The organism is Staphylococcus casei (assembly GCF_030294405.1).
Taxonomy (GTDB): domain Bacteria; phylum Bacillota; class Bacilli; order Staphylococcales; family Staphylococcaceae; genus Staphylococcus; species Staphylococcus succinus.
This window is the reverse complement of sequence record NZ_CP125718.1, coordinates 1,074,780-1,094,248: the sequence shown is the minus strand read 5'-3', so window position 1 is coordinate 1,094,248 and position 19,469 is coordinate 1,074,780. Positions and strand designations below refer to the sequence as shown.

Here is a 19,469-nt window from a genome sequence, read left to right as displayed (position 1 = left end):
TCGTACTATCTTTGTGTATATTGATGGACAAATTTAGTAATTTGTTTTAGTGTTTCTGGTTTAACTTCAGGGAAAACACCATGTCCTAGGTTGAAAATGTGTTTCCCATGCGCTAAACCTTGGTCTAAAATTGGTTTTAATCTTTCTTCTATAACATCCCAAGGTGCTAATAAGATAGATGGATCTAAATTACCTTGAAGTGTCTTAGTAATGTTCATACTTCCCGCTTCTTGAATAGAGAGTCTCCAGTCCAAACCTAATACATCAATTGGCAAAGTATTCCATTCTTCAGCTAGATGACTGGCGCCAACACCAAATAGAATAACAGGTACATTGTGCTGAGCTTTTATCCCACTAATTAATTTCTGCATTGCAGGTTTAATATAATAACGGTAATCTTGCACATTTAATGCGCCTACCCACGAATCAAAAACTTGGATGATTTGCGCGCCAGCCTCTATTTGTGCGGAAGTATATGTGATCGACATTTCTACTAAATGATCCATTAATGCGAACCATGTTGCCTCATCACGATACATCATTGCCTTTGTATAATTATAATTTTTAGAAGGACCGCCTTCAATCATATAGCTCGCCAATGTAAATGGTGCGCCAGTAAAGCCGATTAAAGGGACATTTAATTTTTCTTCTGTTAATAATTTAATTGTGTCTAATACATAAGGTACATCACGTTTGGGATCGATGTTTCCTAATTTTTCAACATCTTGTATGTTTTTAATGGGATTGTGAATAACTGGCCCTATTCCAGATTTAATTTCAACATCTACGCCAATCGGTTGTAGTGGGGTCATTATATCTTTATATAGTACTGCAGCATCTGTATTGTAATTATCTACTGGTAAATGTGTCACATAAGCACACAACTCAGGTTGGTGTGTAATTTCAAATAAAGTATATTTCTCTTTTAACTTTCTATATTCAGGCTGTGATCTCCCAGCTTGACGCATAAACCATACAGGTGTATGGGATACCGACTCACCATTAATCATATTTAGAATTGTGTTATTTTTACTATGCACCTTAATGCCCTCCTACATTGTAATTATTCTTATTTATAATACCATATTGTGTTATCATGCGTATTTCAATGTGCTTAAATGTCATAAAAATGACAAACAGTATGCTTTATATACACTTAATTATTTGACTATTGTTTTCTATTAAAAATCAATTATAATATTATCTAAGCTTATTTTATATTTATTTGGAAAAATAGATGTATATATAGTAAGGTATAGAAGATATATACTTTCTTAAACAAAGCAAGGGGGAAAATCTTATGAAAATTTATGCATCTTATGGGACTTTTGGGTATTTAAACCAAATTAGACTTAATAATCTTAACCATAACTTATTACAATTTTCAGCTTCTGATTCTTCAGTTATTTTAGAAGAAACAGAAGAACAATCAGTATTGAAACAACCATTAGTGTATGACATATTAATGTCTGATGGGACACTAGATGAAAACTATTTCTATTCTGTTATTTTCGTTCCAACATCAGAGGATCATGCATATCAACTAGAAAAGAAATTAGAAAATGTCACTACTGATTTCAAAAATTTCGCTGGTTATAGATGTTATCGATTCTTAAAACCAGAACAAGGTTTAACGTATAAGATTTACTTTGGTTTTGAAAGTAGAACTGCTTACGAAGACTTTAAGTCATCTTCCGTTTTCAGTGATAACTTTGACAAACTTGCTTTAAGCCAATTCTTTGGTTCAAGTGGACAACATTCAAGTTATTTCGAAAGATATCTATTCCCAATTGATGATAATTAATTCGAAGTAATATGCCGTTCAATATATAAAACATTAAAATGGTCACTATTCAGTATACTAGATTGATTATCTATTATTCTGAATAGTGACCATTTTTTTAATCTCTTAATAACGTTTCTTGGTATTTAAGTTTTTTAATAACATTTCTTATTGTTAACCATCCTACTAATAGGAATAGTAATGAAAAATAACAATATTGAGGAAACACTATTGTATAAGCAATGATAAACAATATACCTATACTTAACATCAATCGATTTAAAAATTGTTCATAGCCTTTAATCACTTTTGAATCTGTCACAGGCCATACCTGTGGCCATAAACCGTATGCTTGTTGTGTATAAAATTGTGCCATTTGTAATAGTATTATATACATAAACAAACTACCAATGATAAGGGTAATGATTGGATGTTGTAACCACAACATTAATACTAAAGCTATTATGACTAATCTTAAAATGATATTAAATGCATCTTTTCCTCTTGCAAAACTACGAACAAATAAATAAAGATACATATAATTCTTATTAAAACGCTTGTGTTTCGGCGTGTTCAAAAAAGGATCTAAGTAGCTTCTACGCACTGCTGTTTCTTTCAGATGTTTGACATCAGTAAACATATTAACGAATTTATAGTAATTCATATGATGTTGCTGTTCAGATTTTATCATTCTTTCCCACGGGAAGAGTTGCGTTTTATTTTGATTACGTAATAAAAGGAACAGTCCAACTAAAATGAAAATGGCTGTCACACTCGAAATTTGTTTCGGCTCTAAAGCAACGTAATAACCAGAAGTAAATATAATAAAGAGCAAGACATAAATCGACCATCCTTCAAGTCGATACTTATACCATTGCCATTTAAGTAACAATCCCAAGTATGGAAATAATAGAGACAAAATGGCAAATAGAATATAAAAGTCATAAGTTTTATTATTAATTACATAAAATAATGGAAATAATACAATAACTACTAATATTTGAAATCCTATGCGTGAAAAATAACTGTAAAGCAAACTATGTTTCATGTAATCTGTCATATGTTTTTCAAATGGTAGTAAAAATAATCTATCTGCATCTTTAAGTAAAGTCCGGATTGGGAACATAGAAGTAATAGCTAATATAACACTTGCTATAAGGGCATAATTGACTCCTTTAGGAATCGCTTTTAACCAATCACCATATCCAAGAATAAATGCACCTAACATAATTACAAGAAATACAGAAAAGTGACCATTAAAAATGAATTTATTATAATAACTCTTTTCTTTCTTAATTTCTTGTTTTCTTTTGCTAAATAATTGTTTGGCATTTTGATTCATGTATTTTGGCCACCTTGTGTGACATGTATATAGATTTCATCTAATGTTTGACCTGATAATCCGGTTTGTTCCCGTAACTCTTCTAAATTGCCGAATGCAACGATTTCTCCTTTATCCATTATTAAAAATCTGTCACAGTATCTTTCAGCAGTCGCTAATATATGCGTACTCATCAATACAGTTCGGCCCTCTTCTTTTTTCTCTACCATTAAATCTAACATTGATTGGATACCTAATGGGTCTAATCCTAAAAATGGCTCGTCAATAATGTATAATTCAGGGTCTACAATAAAAGCACATATAATCATGACTTTCTGCTTCATACCTTTTGAAAAATGACTTGGGAAAATATTGAGTTCATTTTCAAGTCGGAAAGTTTTAAGTAACGGACGCGCTCTATCCATAGCAACTTCTCTACTAATATCATAAGCCATTGCTGTCATATAGATATGTTCTTGAAGTGTTAATTCTTCATATATAACCGGAGATTCTGGAATGTACGATAATCTTTTTCTATAACTTTCAACGTCTTGCTTAATATTTACATCTGAAATTATTAATTCACCTTCCATAGGTGTCAACAGACCCAGCATATGCTTGATTGTGGTACTTTTACCTGCACCATTCAAACCTATGAGTCCAACAATTTCACCTTGTGTTAATTCGAAGTTTATATTTTTTATTACAGGTCGTTTACCATATCCGCCTGTTAAATGTTCTACTTTTACTGTCATATGGCACCTCCACAAATGTTATTGTATCAAAAAATACAGTTTAGTCATAAATTTACTGCGAAAAATGACGGAAATAATACAGTAATGCTATAATAGTCAGTAACTATCTTACAAGGAGTGAAGATTTTATGTCTGAAACAGTCTTTAGCAAAATTATTGATGGTGAAATACCTAGCTATAAAGTATACGAAGACGAATACGTGTATGCATTTTTAGATATTTCTCAAGTTACAAAAGGACACACATTATTAGTGCCTAAAAAAGCTTCAGCTGATATTTTCGAAACTGATGCTGAAACTATGCAACATATTGGTGTTGCATTACCAAAAGTAGCAAATGCCATTAAAAAAGCATTTAACCCTGATGGATTGAATATTATACAGAATAATGGCGAATTTGCCGACCAATCTGTCTTTCACCTTCATTTCCACCTATTACCTAGATATGAAAATGATGTCGATGGTTTTGGTTATCAATGGGAAACACATGCTGAAACATTTGATGATACACACAAAGCGAAAATCGCACAAGAAATAGCTGCTCAATTCGATTAAATATGCTTACCTCCTTTCATATGGGGTATATAAAAAATATTAACGACTATGAGATTATTTAGAAATGAGGAGAATTTTTATGAAAACAGCTCAAATTTTATTAGGAATTAGTGCTGGTGTTGCAACTGGTCTCGGCGTTGCTTTAATGAACCGTGATAAAAAAGCTTCTAACCAGTTTGACACGCAAACTAGAAGACCTACTGGCGCAAATTCTGAAGTTGAAAGAGAAATTAACAAGATTAAACAAAGCGTGAACGATATTGTTAATTATATTTCTCAAATCAAGTCAGAAAGTACCGAATTCGGAAGCTCTATTGGTGATGAAGTGAAAACGATGATTGGTGATTTCAAATCAGACATTGATCCTAACATTAAACACCTACAATCTCATATTGAAAATCTCCAAAATCGTGGAGAAGAGATTAGCAAAACATTCGAAAATGATAAAAATAAATAATACGAATAAATTGTATGCGTACCACCAAGCATATTGCACTGTATACCTTAGACAAATCATTCAGGTATACAGTTTTTTTGTTATAAATTATCACTGCGCCCTCTTCTGTGTCATGAATTATTCATTCGTATATCAATCATCGTTATGCGCTTAAAAAATCATTACTTTTCCGGCCCAATACTTATTCTGAAATTTAATGTATATTTATTATAAATTAATTAGGATAAACCCCATGACGCGCAATGCTTTAACCATCAAATTTACCTTGACGTTTTTGTCTTTAAGATAGATAATACGGGAGTATATATCATCGCAATTTATAAAGTGAAGGAGTATGATGCTGTAATGTATTTATGTTCGCGCCAGATTGATATAAATGCACGCTTCGGCTTACCAAGAATTGCATTTTTAAGTTTTGTCACAACAATCATTTCATTCTTAATAGCATATGAAATTTTATACTTCTTTTCAAATACTAAGATAACAGATCGCTATTTTTTAATATTCTTAGTGCTTGTATTATGCCTATATCCTATTCATAAAGCGATTCATTTAATATTTTTGTTTCCATATTACAAGTCTTTTAAAAAATATAAATTGGTAAGACATAGATTAGTTCCTTTTTACAATACATATGTAAATACGCCTGTGAATAAATATTATTTTTGTTTTGATTTAGTTACACCAGTTATTATTATTACAAGTGTATGCACATATGTGAGTACACTTTTCCCACAATACGGGCATTACCTCATGTTTCTTATCGCATTAAATATGGGTTATTCGGTCATGGATTTTCTGTATTTAAAAATTATCTTATTTTCAAATGAAGGTACTTTTATTGAAGAACATCAAACAGGTATCAATATTTTAAATCGAGTTGAAACTAAATATACCCATCATTAACTATGCGTTCACTTACTTAGTGACGCATTTTTTGTAAAAATATACAATCTACTTTAAACCACTACTACTATAGTCCTAGAAATAGGGTTTCTTATTGGTGAATACATCATAATATGTTATATTTACGTTGTTATTCTTACAAAAGGAGTTTCCAACTATGAAATCATTTAAAAAAATTATACTTCCCGTTACAGCTAGTGCTTTATTATTAGGTGCCTGTGGTAACAGTGCTACAGATTCAAAAGAAGATACTATTATTTCATCAAAAGCAGGCGACGTTAAAGTTGAAGATGTCATGAATAAATTAGGTGATGAACAAATCGCCAACAGTTCATTCTCAATTTTATTAAATAAATTGTTAGCTGATAAGTATAAAGATCAAGTGAATACAAAAGACATTGATAAAGAAGTTGAAAAAGAACAAAAACAATACGGTGGTAAAGACCAATTTGAAAGTATGTTAAAACAACAAAAAATGTCTTTAGATGACTACAAAGAACAGAAAAAATTACAAGCTTATCAAAAAGAATTATTAAATGATAAAGTTGATATGTCGGATAAAGAAATTAAACAAGACACTAAAAAAGGTTCGCATATCTTAATTAAAGTAAAAGAAAACGATGATGACAAAGAAGGTTTATCTGCTAAGAAAGCTAAGGCTAAAGCAGAAAAAATTCAAAAAGAAGTTGAAAAAAATCCAGATAAATTTGGTGAAATTGCTAAGAAAGACTCAATGGATAAATCTTCAGCGAAGAAAGATGGCAGTTTAGGCTATGTTATTAAAGGACAAATGGATGATAAATTTGAAAAAGCCCTCTTCAAACTTAAAGAAGGCGATGTTTCTAAAGTAGTTAAAACAGATTATGGTTACCACATCATCAAAGCAGACAAGCAAAATGACTTTGATAAAGAAAAAGGTAAACTCAAGTCTCAATTAATTCAAACTAAAGTTCAAAAAAATCCTAAATTACTTACAGATGCTTATAAAGAATTATTAGATGAATATAAAGTAGATTATAAAGATAGAGATATTAAAAAAGCGATTGAAGATTCAATCTTAGACCCAGAAAAAATCAAGCAACAGCAGCAACAACAACAGCAACAAGCTATGCAACAACAAGGTAGTTCAGGCATTTCTACTGGACAATAACGAAATTCAAAAGAGACACGAGCTAGCTCGTGTCTCTTTTTCTATACCAATTTATCTCAAATTCTATCCTGATTTGTAGATATTAAATTGCAATTTAATATTTCTAGCGGACCACTTACCTATTATTTTCATCCATAGTATCTTCACGCTTATAATTTTATATATAAAAAAAGTTACTAGAATATTAATTCATTCTAGTAACTGCTAATATGATATCCTTTTTAGTCCAATGACACTGGATTATAAAATTGTCTACCTTCTAGTCCAAATATACGTTCTGTAAATTGACCTTTTTCAGTCTTTTTATACGCTTTTTCAAACATGTTCATTTTAGCATCAATATTATCAATAAAGAACAATATTTCCGCTTCCTTCATGTGTGGTAATTTGGGAGAACCAAATTCCATTTTACCGTGATGCGCTAATATCATATGACGCAATAACAACACTTCTTCGCCTTCGATATTGAGCTCTCTAGCTGCTTCTGCTACTTCATCACTTGCAATTGATATATGACCCAACAAATTCCCTTCAACCGTATATGAAGTAGCTACTGGTCCACTCAATTCTTTTACCTTTCCTAAATCATGTAAAATAATTGAGCTATACAATAAACTACGATTTAATAACGGATAAATGTCGCAGATTGGTTTAGCAACACGTAACATCGTTAATACATGATAGCTTAAACCACTGGAAAAATTATGGTGATGCGTACTAGCCGCAGGAAATGTAAAAAATGCTTCCTGATACTTACGTATAAGATGACGTGTAATACGTTGTAATGCGGCATTTTCAATCTCTAACATATAATGTGAAATTTCTTCTTGAATTTCATCTGGTGTTAAAGGCGCCCCATCAACAAAATCTTGTGTTTTCATGTTGTCATCTGGTGTGGCTAATTTTATTTTATTGATTTTCATTTGTTTCCTACCACGATAATTAATAACATCACCTGTTACATGTACAATCTTCTCCGGTACTAACACTTTCATATCTTCTTTACTTACTGTCCATAGTTTTGCTTCGATATCACCGCTTTTATCTTGCAGATGAATCGTCATATAATCTTTACCTTGAGCTGTTACACCTTGTATTGCTTTATGAATTAAGAAAAAGTGATCAACAGAATCTCCAGGATTTAACTTTTCTACATTTCTCATTATTTACCGCCTTCCTCGTATTTATTCAATGTAATGATTTGTTTTGAAGGCACACTTGTATCTTTAATACATGTAAAGTATAAAATTTGATAACTCGATGGCATCTGCCTTAAATAATTCATCATAATTTCTTTTCTTTGTTTATCAAAATGCACAAATGCGTCATCAATAATAACAGGGAAAGGATAGTATGGTTTTAATGTTTTAATTAAACTCAAACGTAGTGCTATATAAAGTATTTCTTTAGTCGATTGACTAAGTTCTACAGGCTCATACATTTGTCCATTTTCCTGTTTAACCATTAATTCATCATTTGCATAGGACACTTGTACATAATGTCCATTTGTTAAATGTGCAAAGATAGATGTTGCTTCATTTATCACTTGTGGTAAACGTTTGTCTTTAATTTGTTTAATATGACCGTCTACAAGTGATTGTAAATAGCTTAAGCTTGCCCAATCTTTAGCTTCATCATTCACTTTGTTTTTTAGAATATGGAAACGATGACGTAGTTCTGATAAAGTCTTATCCGTTTCCATATCAGTGATTTTAGCATTGTATTCACTAACCTCTGATTGCATTTCTAAATACTGGTCATTATACTCATCAACTTGTCGAGATAATGTTTCATCTTCTTCTTGTAATTGCGCCAATGTTTTCCCGCTTAATCTTGAACTCAAATCATACGTATAACTTTGATTTTCCAAGTATTTCGTTAAATCATTGAAGCGATTCATTTGTTGATTATAGTCTTGATGTAGTTGGTGATGGTGATAATAACTTTCTTCATTCGAGACATTTACAAAGTTGAATAACTGTGTAATCACATTATTATTTTCATTCAAACGATTATGAAGTTGTGTCACTTCACTCTCAATTAATTTGATTTGTTCATCATTTCTATTCCATTTTTCAAGTAGGTTTGTTTTTTCTTTTAACCATTGTCCAATATCATGAAATAATGATAAAGCATTGAAATACGTAAATTGATTTTTGGTTACTTCTCTAGCATGGTCATAATAGTCGTCTAACTGTTGTTGTAATGCTTTCGCTTGTAAGTTTAGCTCACTTAGATGACTATCATGTGCTTTGATCTTATTCATTGTGCCAATGCTATCAATAATAAGTTCATCTGACATTTTATCAGATAAATGTAAATCTGACTTCACTTTATTAATATTTTCTTGAGCAATTTGATAATGTTGCTGCGCTTGTTCCAAATTATTCGCTAAATAATCAGCTTTTTTCTCAAGTGCTTCTTTAGTTTTAATCGTACTATGCAATTGCTCTCTTATTCTAAATTGATCATCTAAATCAAAATCAAGATCATAATGCTCTTCTAAATGTGAAATCTGTCGTTCTAAATCATCAATTTCTTTAGAGAAAGTTTCACTGTGACCTACTTGTTTTGTTTTGACAAAGAAAATACCTATTATAAAAACTAAAGATAGTATAGCAAAAATGACACTAAAAATTAAATTAGCTGAAAAGAATGAGAAAACAGTTAATCCTAATCCTATTATAGCTAAAATGATTAAACTCATACGTAATAAGTTTTGTTTCTTATCATTTTCTCTTTGTTCCGTATCAAATGCCTCTTTCATCTTCTGATAAAGGTTACTCTTTTCTTGGTGTTCAAAGACTTGACGGTTATATTGCTTTTTCTTTTCAAATGTCTCTTCTGGTACAACATCTGCTTCTAACGCGTCTATTTCGTTGCGATTCGTATCTTGATCTATGTTATTTTCTTCGATACTTCGTTCTAATTGTTGAATCAACGCAGTCTGCTCTTGTTTACTTTTAATTTGGTCGCTCACATAGCTTTTCATCGCTTCTGAACTATCCACATGATGATGTACATCCTGCCACCCAATGTTTGATTGTAAACCTGAATTTTCACGTTCTTTATCCTGTATTTCTTTCTCAACTGTTTTAAGTTCATATTCTTTTTGCTTAATTTCATTCTCTTGTTGATGTAAATGATTAAAAGCATCTATATCCATTTGATTTGGAACATCTATCTTGTCATTCTCTGCTTTAAGATGTGCTAATCTTTCTTCACGCAACCCAATATCACGTTTGAGATTCTGTGTTTGTAATTTGGCAGATTCATAGCGATCTATACCTTGTTCTGGAAATTGAATCGGCTCAATATTAAGTTTTGCTTCCAATGCTTTCCATTCTTGAGCCTGTTCATGTAAGGCGAGTTCTTTTTGCTTTTGGTCATGCATCTTAGATAACTGTGCTAGATTTTGCTTCAAATTGCTTAATCTCCGCTCAGATTTATCTTTATCATCTACCAAACGTTTGTATGTTGTTAATTTTGCTTCTTGTTCTCTAATTTGGCCTTCTAATTCTTTTAATTGCTCTAATTGTTGATTAATGATTGGATTACGTCCATTTTTCTTATACAACAGCTCTTTCTTGTTATTTAGCGTTTCACGCATGCTTGTAAATGCAGTTGATCCTAACGCACCAGCTTGTAATAAGTAATTTTGTAATTGCGTTTCATCCATGTGTTTATGAATATCTTGTAAACCAAGGACATCAAATGAAAATATACCTTGATATGTACGTTTAGAAATAAAATTCAATTCCTTTTTTAACCAAGACTCATCTTTAATCATACCGTTAGGCAAGTATACTTTTACATCGCCTACTGCACTACCTTTTATACGCTCAATTTCAACTAATGAACCATTATCTTGAATAAGCGTCAGTTTGCCGCCATATTGATTACCAAGACGTGGCTCTAATCGTGGTTCGTTTTCTTTTTTTGTAGGAAAACCAAATAATATAGAATGAATAAATGCTTGAATCGTTGATTTTCCAGTTTCATTTTCACCATAAATTTCTGTAAAATGCTCGTCAAACTCTATCTTTCTTTGTATAAATTTGCCATAACCATAGATCTCTAAAGATTTAATCTTCATATTATTCTCCCCTCATATCTGACTTTAATAATTCCTCAGCATGCTCAATTAAGGCACGTCGATCAAAGTCGCTATAGTTCTCTAGATATTTGGAAGCTTTAGGGTTTAAATATAAATCATTCATCGCTTGATCATACACGGTGTTATCTTCTATTAATTCTGGAGAGAATTCATTCACCAATGTATTTTGTTCCTCATATTTATTTCTAATGTTTAAATCTTCTATAAATACAAAATGATGCTCGTTCTCTTCATAATCACTCACCATATCATGTACTTGAATGATATCTTGCTCAGAAATTTTAACATCCGAGTTGAGAACCACGTTTAATTGATAGATGGATTTTCCATTTGTTCTTACTTTTGCTTTAAAGTTTTGTATTTCATCAAACAATCCTTGCTTCGTTGTTTTATCTGTTTCAATTGTTTCTTGTTCAAAACGAATAAATTGAGTTGGTACAAATTGGGCGTGAAGATTTAGATGATCACCTTCAACCAGTAGACATCCCTTTTCTCCTAACTCTTTAAAATGACGCCCTTGTATATTACCAGGATAATGAATCTGTGGCATATCACTAAGTTGTTGTCGTTCATGTATGTGGCCTAATGCCCAGTAGTGATAAAGTTTATTGTTTAAATCTTCTAATCTAAATTCAGTATATCGATTTTGAGTATTTGTCTTACTATATGTACCATGTAATATACCTATGTGAATGCCCTTTTGTCCTTGACTAGAAGGATAAGCATCAAGTTTGTTTTCATAACTTGCATCATTTTGATAACTAAATCCATGTAGATAAATTTCTTCCCCATTTTTAGTAATCGTTTGATAAGTTTCAACATTTTCGGAGAATACGGAAACATTGTCTGGCCATTCTGTCGTAACATGAGCTGACAGTGGATCGTGGTTGCCATGACATATATATACGAAAATTTGCTCTTTTGCTAAACGTTCAAATTGTTTTTTTAGAAATACCTCTGCACGTAACGTTCGATTTTGCTGGTCAAATAAATCACCAGAAATAATCATAAAGTCTATTTCTTCATTCAATGCTAAATCTATTATTTTTTCAAAGCTCTCGTAAGCACTTTTTTGCATATCTTCAAATATAGACTGACTTAAATAACTTCTTGATTTAAATGGGCTATCTAAATGTAAATCAGCACAATGAATAAATTTTACCATACAGTATAGTTCTCCTTTATTTAAAGGTTTATTTACAATAATGCATGTGCCACAATTTATAAGCTGAATCGTCTTCTGACCTATTGCTAAAATGTATGCACCCCAATACTTGTATCTCTATATTTTACCACATTGTTTAATATTCAGTCGATAAAACAAAAAAGCTACAATACATAGAATGTATTGTAGCTTAAAATTATAAAACTGATTAAAAGTGATTAGTCAGCGTAAATTTCATCTAAAGGTTTAACAATGATTTGGTTGATTTCTTGGAAAATTTGACTCATGTTTTGTTCAGCAGTCATTAATTCTGAAATGTTAGAATCATTTTCGATTTTTTGAGCTTGTTCTTGTGCTTTTTGTAGCTCTTCTTCACCGATTTCTTCACCTTGCATTTGTTTTTGTTGGAAGTTTAATTGAGTTTCACGGAATTCGTCAAATAATTCTTTAGACTCTTGATTTTCTTTAACTTTTGCGTAAGCATTTTGGATTGCTTGGTATTCGTCACTCTCTCTTAAAGCTTGTTCTAATTGATTAGCATGATCGTGTAAATTTACTGCCATTGTGCTTCACTCCTTTTGTGTTTATGTGTTAAATCCACATCGATATTACAATAACATAATTTAATATGTTATACAAAAATTGCAATTACACCTTGTAATAAGCCAATAATACCTCCAAGTAAAAAGCCTAACATCATAATTAATTTCAATTCTTTATTTGCAATATCAATGATTAATCTTTCGATATAATCAAGTTCAAATGTATTGACTTGTTCTTCAATCATTTGTTTTAAATTTATTTTTTTCATTATCGGTGTTATATGCTTAGAAGCATTATCAATAATTGCATCTGTGATTGTCTGAGTTACTTTACTTTCTAAAAATGAAATAAAGCTTGGCATTAAAGCACTTAATGATTTGTTTGAAGCAGATTGTGCATCTATATAGCCGATAGCTAACTCTGTAGCCGAATCCTTAAATGAATCGAATTGTTCCACAGTGACTACTTCATTTAAGTGTTTAGATTTCATCGTTTGATATTCGCTATCAATAATTTGATTAGCTATTTGTTTGGCTTTTGGATGTTTCGTTAGACGAATTAATTCGTGTTGTATACGTTCAGCGATACTTTCTTTCGTCATAAACATTTGCAATAAACCAACAATCTTCCCTTTTTCTTGGAAAAATGTTTCTAACATCGATGATATATCCGTAGCACCTTTATCTGAGCTCAAATATATTCTCGCTCTATCAAACAATAAGTCAGGTATTAAATTCACCTTATTATCAAGTGATTGCTCAATATCATTAGGTAAAATATCTTTTATAGCAGTATGTTGATGATCGTGATAAAAGGCATCCAGCTTTGTAGATATCACAAGGTTGAGTTTTTCATTAGCTAGTTGAGCTACATCAATATCTAATTTATCTGCAAAATATTGAATGGTTGAATGTTCTTGTTTCAACTTATCAATTTGATTAAGTAATAATCCCTCTATTGCAGAACGTGATGCAGGCGCATTTAATTTAGATTTAATTAATGACTCTGTTAATAAATGTTCTTCGACAACTTGGCCAATCTTACTAGCTATTTCACCTCTTCGTTTAGGTATCAAGCCTGGCGTGAAAGGTACACGTTTGTTAAAAATATAATATGTTTTAAATGGATGGAAGAGCATTCTAACTGCAATAACATTGGTTACGCCACCTATTAATGCACCTATGACCATCATAAACACAATAACTAAAAAAGCATGCATATTTTATTTCCCCTTTTATTTTTCGATTTCTACTATTATATATACAGATACATAACCATCATTTTTACATTGTATAACACTTAAGTTAATAATGTGTAGAATAATATCTTAATTTATTACCATATGTAGAAACTGTAATACTTTATATAGAACTCCATCAATAAAAAAAGACCTAAATCTTTGTTTAGGCCAAGTAAAGTATAGTGACTAAATCATTCATATACAATTTTAAGTCCTATGCCACTCAATTATATAAATAATGATTCTTCTATCACAAATGAATTAATATATTATACGTGCATTAATTCTTCTTTTGAAATTCTGCCGAAATACGTTTCAGCTTCCCTTAATTTTGAAGTGCCAAATATAGGTTGAGTGTCTTTATTTAGTACGCGGTAGATATCACTTACTTTATTGCTTTGTAAGATAAAACCATTGCGGCTATCAACAGTATTCCAGTAGATGTCACTTGTTGTAGCATGGTTAGGGTATGCACAATGATTGCGAGAAATCGTTTGTACCATTTCTAAAGGATCACAACCAAATGTACTATTTAAAACATCTGAATCTCTAAACAAAGCACAAATTGACACACACGTTGTCCAGTTAGGTAATACTCTCTCTTTTTCTATTTGAACTAATGTCTTTTTAGAAAGACCAATAGTTTGGGCCATCGTATCTTGCGTATAACCTGCTTCAATACGAACCATTTTAAATTTTGTTTGAATTAAATCTGTGAAATTCTGTCTATCCATTACTTTAATCTACCTTTCATAAAAGAATATTTTATCCGGACACAAGAAATTGCAATAATACACGCTTCTTGAAACACAAATTACATCTTAATACAATTTTTAACAAAATAAAAGAGTGAAATGAAATTTTCGTTGTTTTTCGTTATTGGCGCAATTATCAAAATAATCAAACATATATGTTATTAGCAAATTACTGACCAATATCACGATGCTTGTAAGCGTATTATTTTTGTAAAATGTGTCATTCTTAAGTTTACTTATTACTTCTTTAAAGTAAAAACACTATTAACTATTATAGCTTATTTCTTTATTTTTATCATTGAATAAATACAAATTGATATAAATATATTAAAAAAAGCAATATTAATTTACTTTATTCAGAATCTTCATTATAATTTGAATTACTTTAAAATTTAGAGGTGTCCATAGAAATGAAAGACAAATACATATTATTAGCAACATGTTCCGATAAAGTCGGAATCACATCATTAATCACTAATATCATTTCAGAATATGATTCTAATATATTACATCTAGATCATTTTACAGAATATGATAATGCTCAAGATACAGAAGGAAGATTATATTTAAGATTTGAATTTGAAAAAGTCAATTTATTAAAAGCGGCTTTAGAGAAAACTTTAAGTGAAAATGATATTGAATTTAATTTATTCGATGATAGTGAAAAAACTAAAATGGCATTATTTGTATCAAAAGAAGATCATGCATTTAATGAAGTATTGCTAAGAGTACAACGTGGTGAGATTGCCGCTGAAATTGTTGCAGTCGTAAGTAATCATGAAAATAATAGACATTTTGCAGAAGCTTTTAATATCCCATTCTACTACGTACCAAGTGGTGATTCAAAAGCCCTAACAGAACAAAATATCTTAGATATTTGCGCAAAACACGAAGTAGAACTCATTGTATTAGCAAAATATATGCAAATACTAACTGACAATTTTGTGAGTCATTATCCAAACCGAATCATTAATATCCACCACTCATTCTTACCTTCATTTATAGGGGCAAATCCATATAAACAAGCATGGGAACGTGGCGTTAAACTCGTTGGAGCGACAAGTCATTATGTCACTTCTGATCTAGATGAAGGTCCGATCATCGATCAAGACGTGACACGTATTAATCATCGATATAACGTACAAGATTTGAGAAAGATTGGCCGTCATGTGGAATCAAGCGTGTTAGCACAAGCTGTTGAATTACACGTACAACATAAAGTCATTGTCACTAATGGAAACAAAACGATCGTATTCGCCTAAATTGTGTACAAAATGTGACATCAGTCGATTTTTTCTTCTATTATATTTTAAATTATATTTTAAATTATAGAGAATCAACTCACTTTAATAATTATTAAGCTATAGCAAAGTGACTAATTAGATCCCAAGTCTAATTAGTCACTTTTAGATTTATATCATAATAAAATTAATAATTGCTTGTATTAAATCCATCTATTAATCACTCAATCGGTCTTTTATATTTTCAAATATACAACGATTATTAATTTGATATTTCTTTATCTTCTAATAAAATTTCAAATTGGTTAACATATACGGCGCTTCCAGCTACCTCTACATCATAACCACATTCGTTAGGCGAAACATTTACTAATACTCGGCCATCTTTATTTATCTCATGTCCTTGTTCGACAATAAACTTTAACGAATCCCTACCAGTGTCTTTTTTATATTTTGTAAAATATACCCCCATAATTCCCGAAGCAGTTCCAGTAACTGCATCTTCTATTGTACCTGAGTAAGGCGACGAAAAATGTCTAGCATGCATATCAGCATCTGGATCATAAGTTTCAAAGCAAAATGGATGAATGGAAGCCTTAGATCTTTCATTTAATATAGTTGGAAATAAGCTATTATTAGGTTTCATTGTTTTAAATACTTCAAGGTTGTTAACTGGCACTAGAAGTGTCCATGCACCAGTACTACCATATAAAATTGGAAAGTCATCTTCTAAATCGTCCTCGTTAATACCTATAGCATCGACTAAATCTTTCTTAGAGCCTTTGAACGCTTCAAACTGAGGTGCTGCTTGTTTCATCGTTATAATCACTTTATTGTCTTCAGACAAATCTACCTTAATACCTAAAATACCTACCTTTGTTTCGATTGTTACATGTTTTTTTAGCATTAATAGATTCATTGTTTTCAGAGCATAAATCATTGCGATTGTTGCGTGACCACAAAGATTCATTTCTTGTCCAGGAGTGAAATAACGAATTCTAAAATCAGACTTATCGGACTTAACTAGAAACGCTGTTTCATTAAATCCTACTTTATACGCAATTTCTTGCATTTCATTATTGCTTAACTCATCCCCATTTAATACTAAACCTGCAGGATTTCCTTTATTAGGTTTCAAAGTAAAAGCATCATAATGATAAACTGTTACATATTTCATGGTGAACGACCTCCTTACATATATATCATCAACAGTAAGCTATATTAACTTATTAAGTTAATTTCATTTATAATTTTTTCTATAAATTCATCTAAGTTATATACTTTTTCTTCATTTTCTCTATATTTGCGTACAGAAATAGTATTATCCTTTATTTCTTTATCTCCTACAACAATAGTATAAGGAACTTTTTGAAGTTGCGCCTTTCTAATTTTATATCCCATTTTTTCCTCAGTATTGTCACTATTAACTCTTATACCTTTTGATTTCAGTCTTTTTTTTATGCCATCAACATGATCTGAATGTATTTTATTGTTAACAGGAATCATTTTAACTTGATTGGGCGCCAACCATAAGGGTAAATGACCTGCATAGTGCTCAAGTAAAATACCTAAAAATCGATCGATAGAGCCATAAATTGCTCTATGGATAACGACAGGTCTTTCTTTTTCATTATTTTCATTAATATAACTTAAATCAAATTTTTCTGGCATTTGAAAATCAAGTTGAATTGTTCCACATTGATGACTTCTACCTAATGCATCTTTAATATGAATGTCTATTTTAGGACCATAAAATGCGCCATCTTTTTCGTTGATTGTATATTCTAATTGATTATAATTAAGTACATTTTCAAGAGATGATTCTGCAAAATTCCATAAGTTAATGTCTCCCATATAATCATCTGGACGTGTAGATAATTCAATATTGTAATCAAATTCAAAGATCGTATATACCTTATCAATTAGATTAAGTACATTAAGAATTTCATTTTCTATTTGGTTTTGAGTCACATAGATGTGGGCATCATCTTGGTTAAAAGTTCTTACTCTAAACAATCCGTTTAAAGAACCACTAAGTTCATGACGATGTACTTGGCCAAATTCAGCCATACGAATAGGTAAATCTCTGTAAGAGTGATGTTCATTTTTATAAATGAGCATGTGACCTGGACAATTCATAGGCTTCAATGAATATTTTATATCATCTACCTCTGTAAAATACATATTGTTTTTATAGTGATCCCAATGTCCACTATCTTTCCATAATGTTTCATTCATTATAAATGGTGTATATACTTCTTCATAATCCTCTTCAAATTGTAGTTTTCGTAAAAGATTTTGAAGTTCAAGACGTATAATTTGTCCATTATGCTTATAAAAAGGCATACCAGGAGCATAATCAGAAAATGTAAACAAATTGAGTTCTTTACCTATTTTTCTGTGATTAATATTTTCGTATTTTTCAATAAATGTTTCATGATCTTTTAAAGCTTCCTCACTAGAAAAAGCTATACCTGATATACGTTGTAAAGGTTCGTTGTTTATATCTCTCAGCCAATTTGTAGATGAAATATTTATAAGTTTATAATTTTTGAGTTTTGATAAATTACTAATTATAGGATAACTAATTAACGATGTATATGACCCTATTTGGGCAACTTTAATGTTATTATCTTCATTATTTTCAACATGATAATTCATATACTTTGTATCACTAAATATGTGTTGTACCTCTTTTTTAGGTATTTCAGATACTGCTATTGTTTGATTAGCATTTATAATATTAGAAAGTGATTTATTTATTGTTTTCAAATCATTTTTATTAAGATTTTGGAATACAGTACGGAAATCACAATAGAAATCATCGTTACTTACACCTATATCAGCAATCTCAATTCCCTCAAATTGGTCTTGGATTATATAACTAATTAAAAAAGATAATGTATATTTTATTGATTTTTGAGCTTCTTGATCTTCAAAAGTAATAAACTTAATTTCACAATCTTCATTGAGTGGATAGCTTAATTCTCTTAAATCTCCATTGACATATCCTAGGGCAGCTTTTTTTGAAAAAGAGCTACCAATATTTTTAGCAACATGAAGTAATGTTGTTTCTTGGGGCACCTCCAATTCATTATTATTTGATAATTTAACTTTCACATTATCTACAAACATTGATAACACTCCTTTTATTTATAATAAAAAACTGCGCTTATCCCTATAGATATAGGGACGAGCGCAGTCTCGTGGTACCACCCAAATTCCCCTAACTGATTTGTTAACCAATTAGGGCTCATTGAATAACGTAACATGTTATTAAACGATGTATTTTCATACATATCTCTAAAGTAGTAAAATATTAGTTGATATAGAAGCTTACAGCCGATGACTTCTAATCTCTTACTATAATATAATATTTTTTCTTTATCTTTGATTTTAATTTTAAATTAATGATAAGTTTATATTAATTAGTTTGAATTTTCAATGTATTTTTTTAAAATAGTCATAATTGTTATACCAAG

The 19,469-nt window shown here is 30.6% G+C and carries 17 protein-coding genes; 6 read left to right on the top strand and 11 right to left on the bottom strand.

Annotated features, from left to right (window positions below):
• Positions 1–5: 5 nt before the first annotated feature.
• Entirely contained in the window at positions 6–1,040 is a 1,035-nt protein-coding gene (hemE, locus tag QMO72_RS05235; protein ID WP_103268060.1) for a uroporphyrinogen decarboxylase, read from the bottom strand.
• Positions 1,041–1,300: 260 nt separating this feature from the next.
• Between hemE and QMO72_RS05230 the strand changes: the two genes are divergently transcribed.
• The gene (locus tag QMO72_RS05230; RefSeq protein ID WP_103268186.1) at positions 1,301–1,804 is read left to right on the top strand and encodes a signal transduction protein TRAP; all 504 of its coding nucleotides are present in this window, start codon (positions 1,301–1,303) and stop codon (positions 1,802–1,804) included.
• Between the two features lie 97 nt (positions 1,805–1,901).
• Here QMO72_RS05230 and ecsB read toward each other — a convergent pair whose 3' ends face one another.
• Together ecsB and ecsA are read right to left on the bottom strand one after the other, a co-directional pair.
• The gene (gene ecsB, locus QMO72_RS05225) at positions 1,902–3,125 is read right to left on the bottom strand and encodes an ABC transporter permease EcsB (RefSeq protein WP_286093248.1); all 1,224 of its coding nucleotides are present in this window, start codon (positions 3,123–3,125) and stop codon (positions 1,902–1,904) included.
• The gene (gene ecsA / locus QMO72_RS05220; protein WP_069822660.1) at positions 3,122–3,859 is read right to left on the bottom strand and encodes an ABC transporter ATP-binding protein EcsA; all 738 of its coding nucleotides are present in this window, start codon (positions 3,857–3,859) and stop codon (positions 3,122–3,124) included. The genes ecsB and ecsA overlap by 4 nt, the downstream gene beginning before the upstream one ends.
• A gap of 128 nt (positions 3,860–3,987) precedes the next feature.
• Here ecsA and QMO72_RS05215 point away from each other — a divergent pair, with 128 nt between their 5' ends.
• The 4 genes from QMO72_RS05215 (at position 3,988) to prsA (ending at position 6,926) form a co-directional block, all read left to right on the top strand.
• Positions 3,988–4,413, top strand: a complete 426-nt coding sequence (locus tag QMO72_RS05215; RefSeq protein WP_103268185.1) for an HIT family protein — start codon at positions 3,988–3,990, stop codon at positions 4,411–4,413.
• 79 nt (positions 4,414–4,492) lie between these two features.
• Positions 4,493–4,870 carry a YtxH domain-containing protein gene (locus tag QMO72_RS05210; protein WP_103268184.1) on the top strand — a complete coding sequence of 126 codons (378 nt, stop codon included), beginning with the start codon at positions 4,493–4,495 and terminating at the stop codon, positions 4,868–4,870.
• Between the two features lie 345 nt (positions 4,871–5,215).
• Complete coding sequence (locus tag QMO72_RS05205; RefSeq protein ID WP_103268183.1) at positions 5,216–5,776, top strand: DUF3267 domain-containing protein; 561 nt, start codon at positions 5,216–5,218, stop codon at positions 5,774–5,776.
• Positions 5,777–5,933: 157 nt separating this feature from the next.
• Positions 5,934–6,926: a peptidylprolyl isomerase PrsA gene (gene prsA / locus QMO72_RS05200; protein ID WP_046837991.1), complete on the top strand. Its 993-nt coding sequence runs from the start codon at positions 5,934–5,936 to the stop codon at positions 6,924–6,926.
• A gap of 221 nt (positions 6,927–7,147) precedes the next feature.
• Here prsA and yhaM read toward each other — a convergent pair whose 3' ends face one another.
• The 6 genes from yhaM to xdrA all read right to left on the bottom strand — a co-directional run bounded on the left by yhaM (position 7,148) and on the right by xdrA (position 14,725).
• Positions 7,148–8,089: a 3'-5' exoribonuclease YhaM gene (gene yhaM / locus QMO72_RS05195; protein WP_103268182.1), complete on the bottom strand. Its 942-nt coding sequence runs from the start codon at positions 8,087–8,089 to the stop codon at positions 7,148–7,150.
• Positions 8,089–11,022, bottom strand: a complete 2,934-nt coding sequence (locus QMO72_RS05190) for an ATP-binding protein (protein ID WP_103268181.1) — start codon at positions 11,020–11,022, stop codon at positions 8,089–8,091. Before QMO72_RS05190 ends, yhaM begins: the two co-directional genes overlap by 1 nt.
• A 1-nt stretch (position 11,023) precedes the next feature.
• Positions 11,024–12,208 (bottom strand): metallophosphoesterase family protein, encoded by a 1,185-nt coding sequence (locus QMO72_RS05185; RefSeq protein ID WP_103268180.1) that lies wholly within the window; start codon positions 12,206–12,208, stop codon positions 11,024–11,026.
• Positions 12,209–12,426: 218 nt separating this feature from the next.
• Positions 12,427–12,771 carry a YlbF/YmcA family competence regulator gene (locus QMO72_RS05180; RefSeq protein ID WP_046837987.1) on the bottom strand — a complete coding sequence of 115 codons (345 nt, stop codon included), beginning with the start codon at positions 12,769–12,771 and terminating at the stop codon, positions 12,427–12,429.
• Positions 12,772–12,839: 68 nt separating this feature from the next.
• Positions 12,840–13,970: a DUF445 domain-containing protein gene (locus tag QMO72_RS05175; protein WP_103268179.1), complete on the bottom strand. Its 1,131-nt coding sequence runs from the start codon at positions 13,968–13,970 to the stop codon at positions 12,840–12,842.
• Between the two features lie 290 nt (positions 13,971–14,260).
• Complete coding sequence (xdrA, locus tag QMO72_RS05170; RefSeq protein ID WP_046837985.1) at positions 14,261–14,725, bottom strand: XRE family transcriptional regulator XdrA; 465 nt, start codon at positions 14,723–14,725, stop codon at positions 14,261–14,263.
• A 431-nt stretch (positions 14,726–15,156) separates the two neighbouring features.
• Here xdrA and purU point away from each other — a divergent pair, with 431 nt between their 5' ends.
• On the top strand, positions 15,157–16,008 hold the full coding sequence (purU, locus tag QMO72_RS05165) for a formyltetrahydrofolate deformylase (protein ID WP_103268178.1): 852 nt from the start codon (positions 15,157–15,159) through the stop codon (positions 16,006–16,008).
• Positions 16,009–16,249: 241 nt separating this feature from the next.
• Here purU and QMO72_RS05160 read toward each other — a convergent pair whose 3' ends face one another.
• Both QMO72_RS05160 and thrS read right to left on the bottom strand, forming a co-directional pair.
• Complete coding sequence (locus QMO72_RS05160; protein ID WP_103268177.1) at positions 16,250–17,164, bottom strand: PhzF family phenazine biosynthesis isomerase; 915 nt, start codon at positions 17,162–17,164, stop codon at positions 16,250–16,252.
• Positions 17,165–17,208: 44 nt separating this feature from the next.
• Complete coding sequence (thrS, locus tag QMO72_RS05155; RefSeq protein WP_103268175.1) at positions 17,209–19,122, bottom strand: threonine--tRNA ligase; 1,914 nt, start codon at positions 19,120–19,122, stop codon at positions 17,209–17,211.
• Positions 19,123–19,469: the final 347 nt, after the last annotated feature.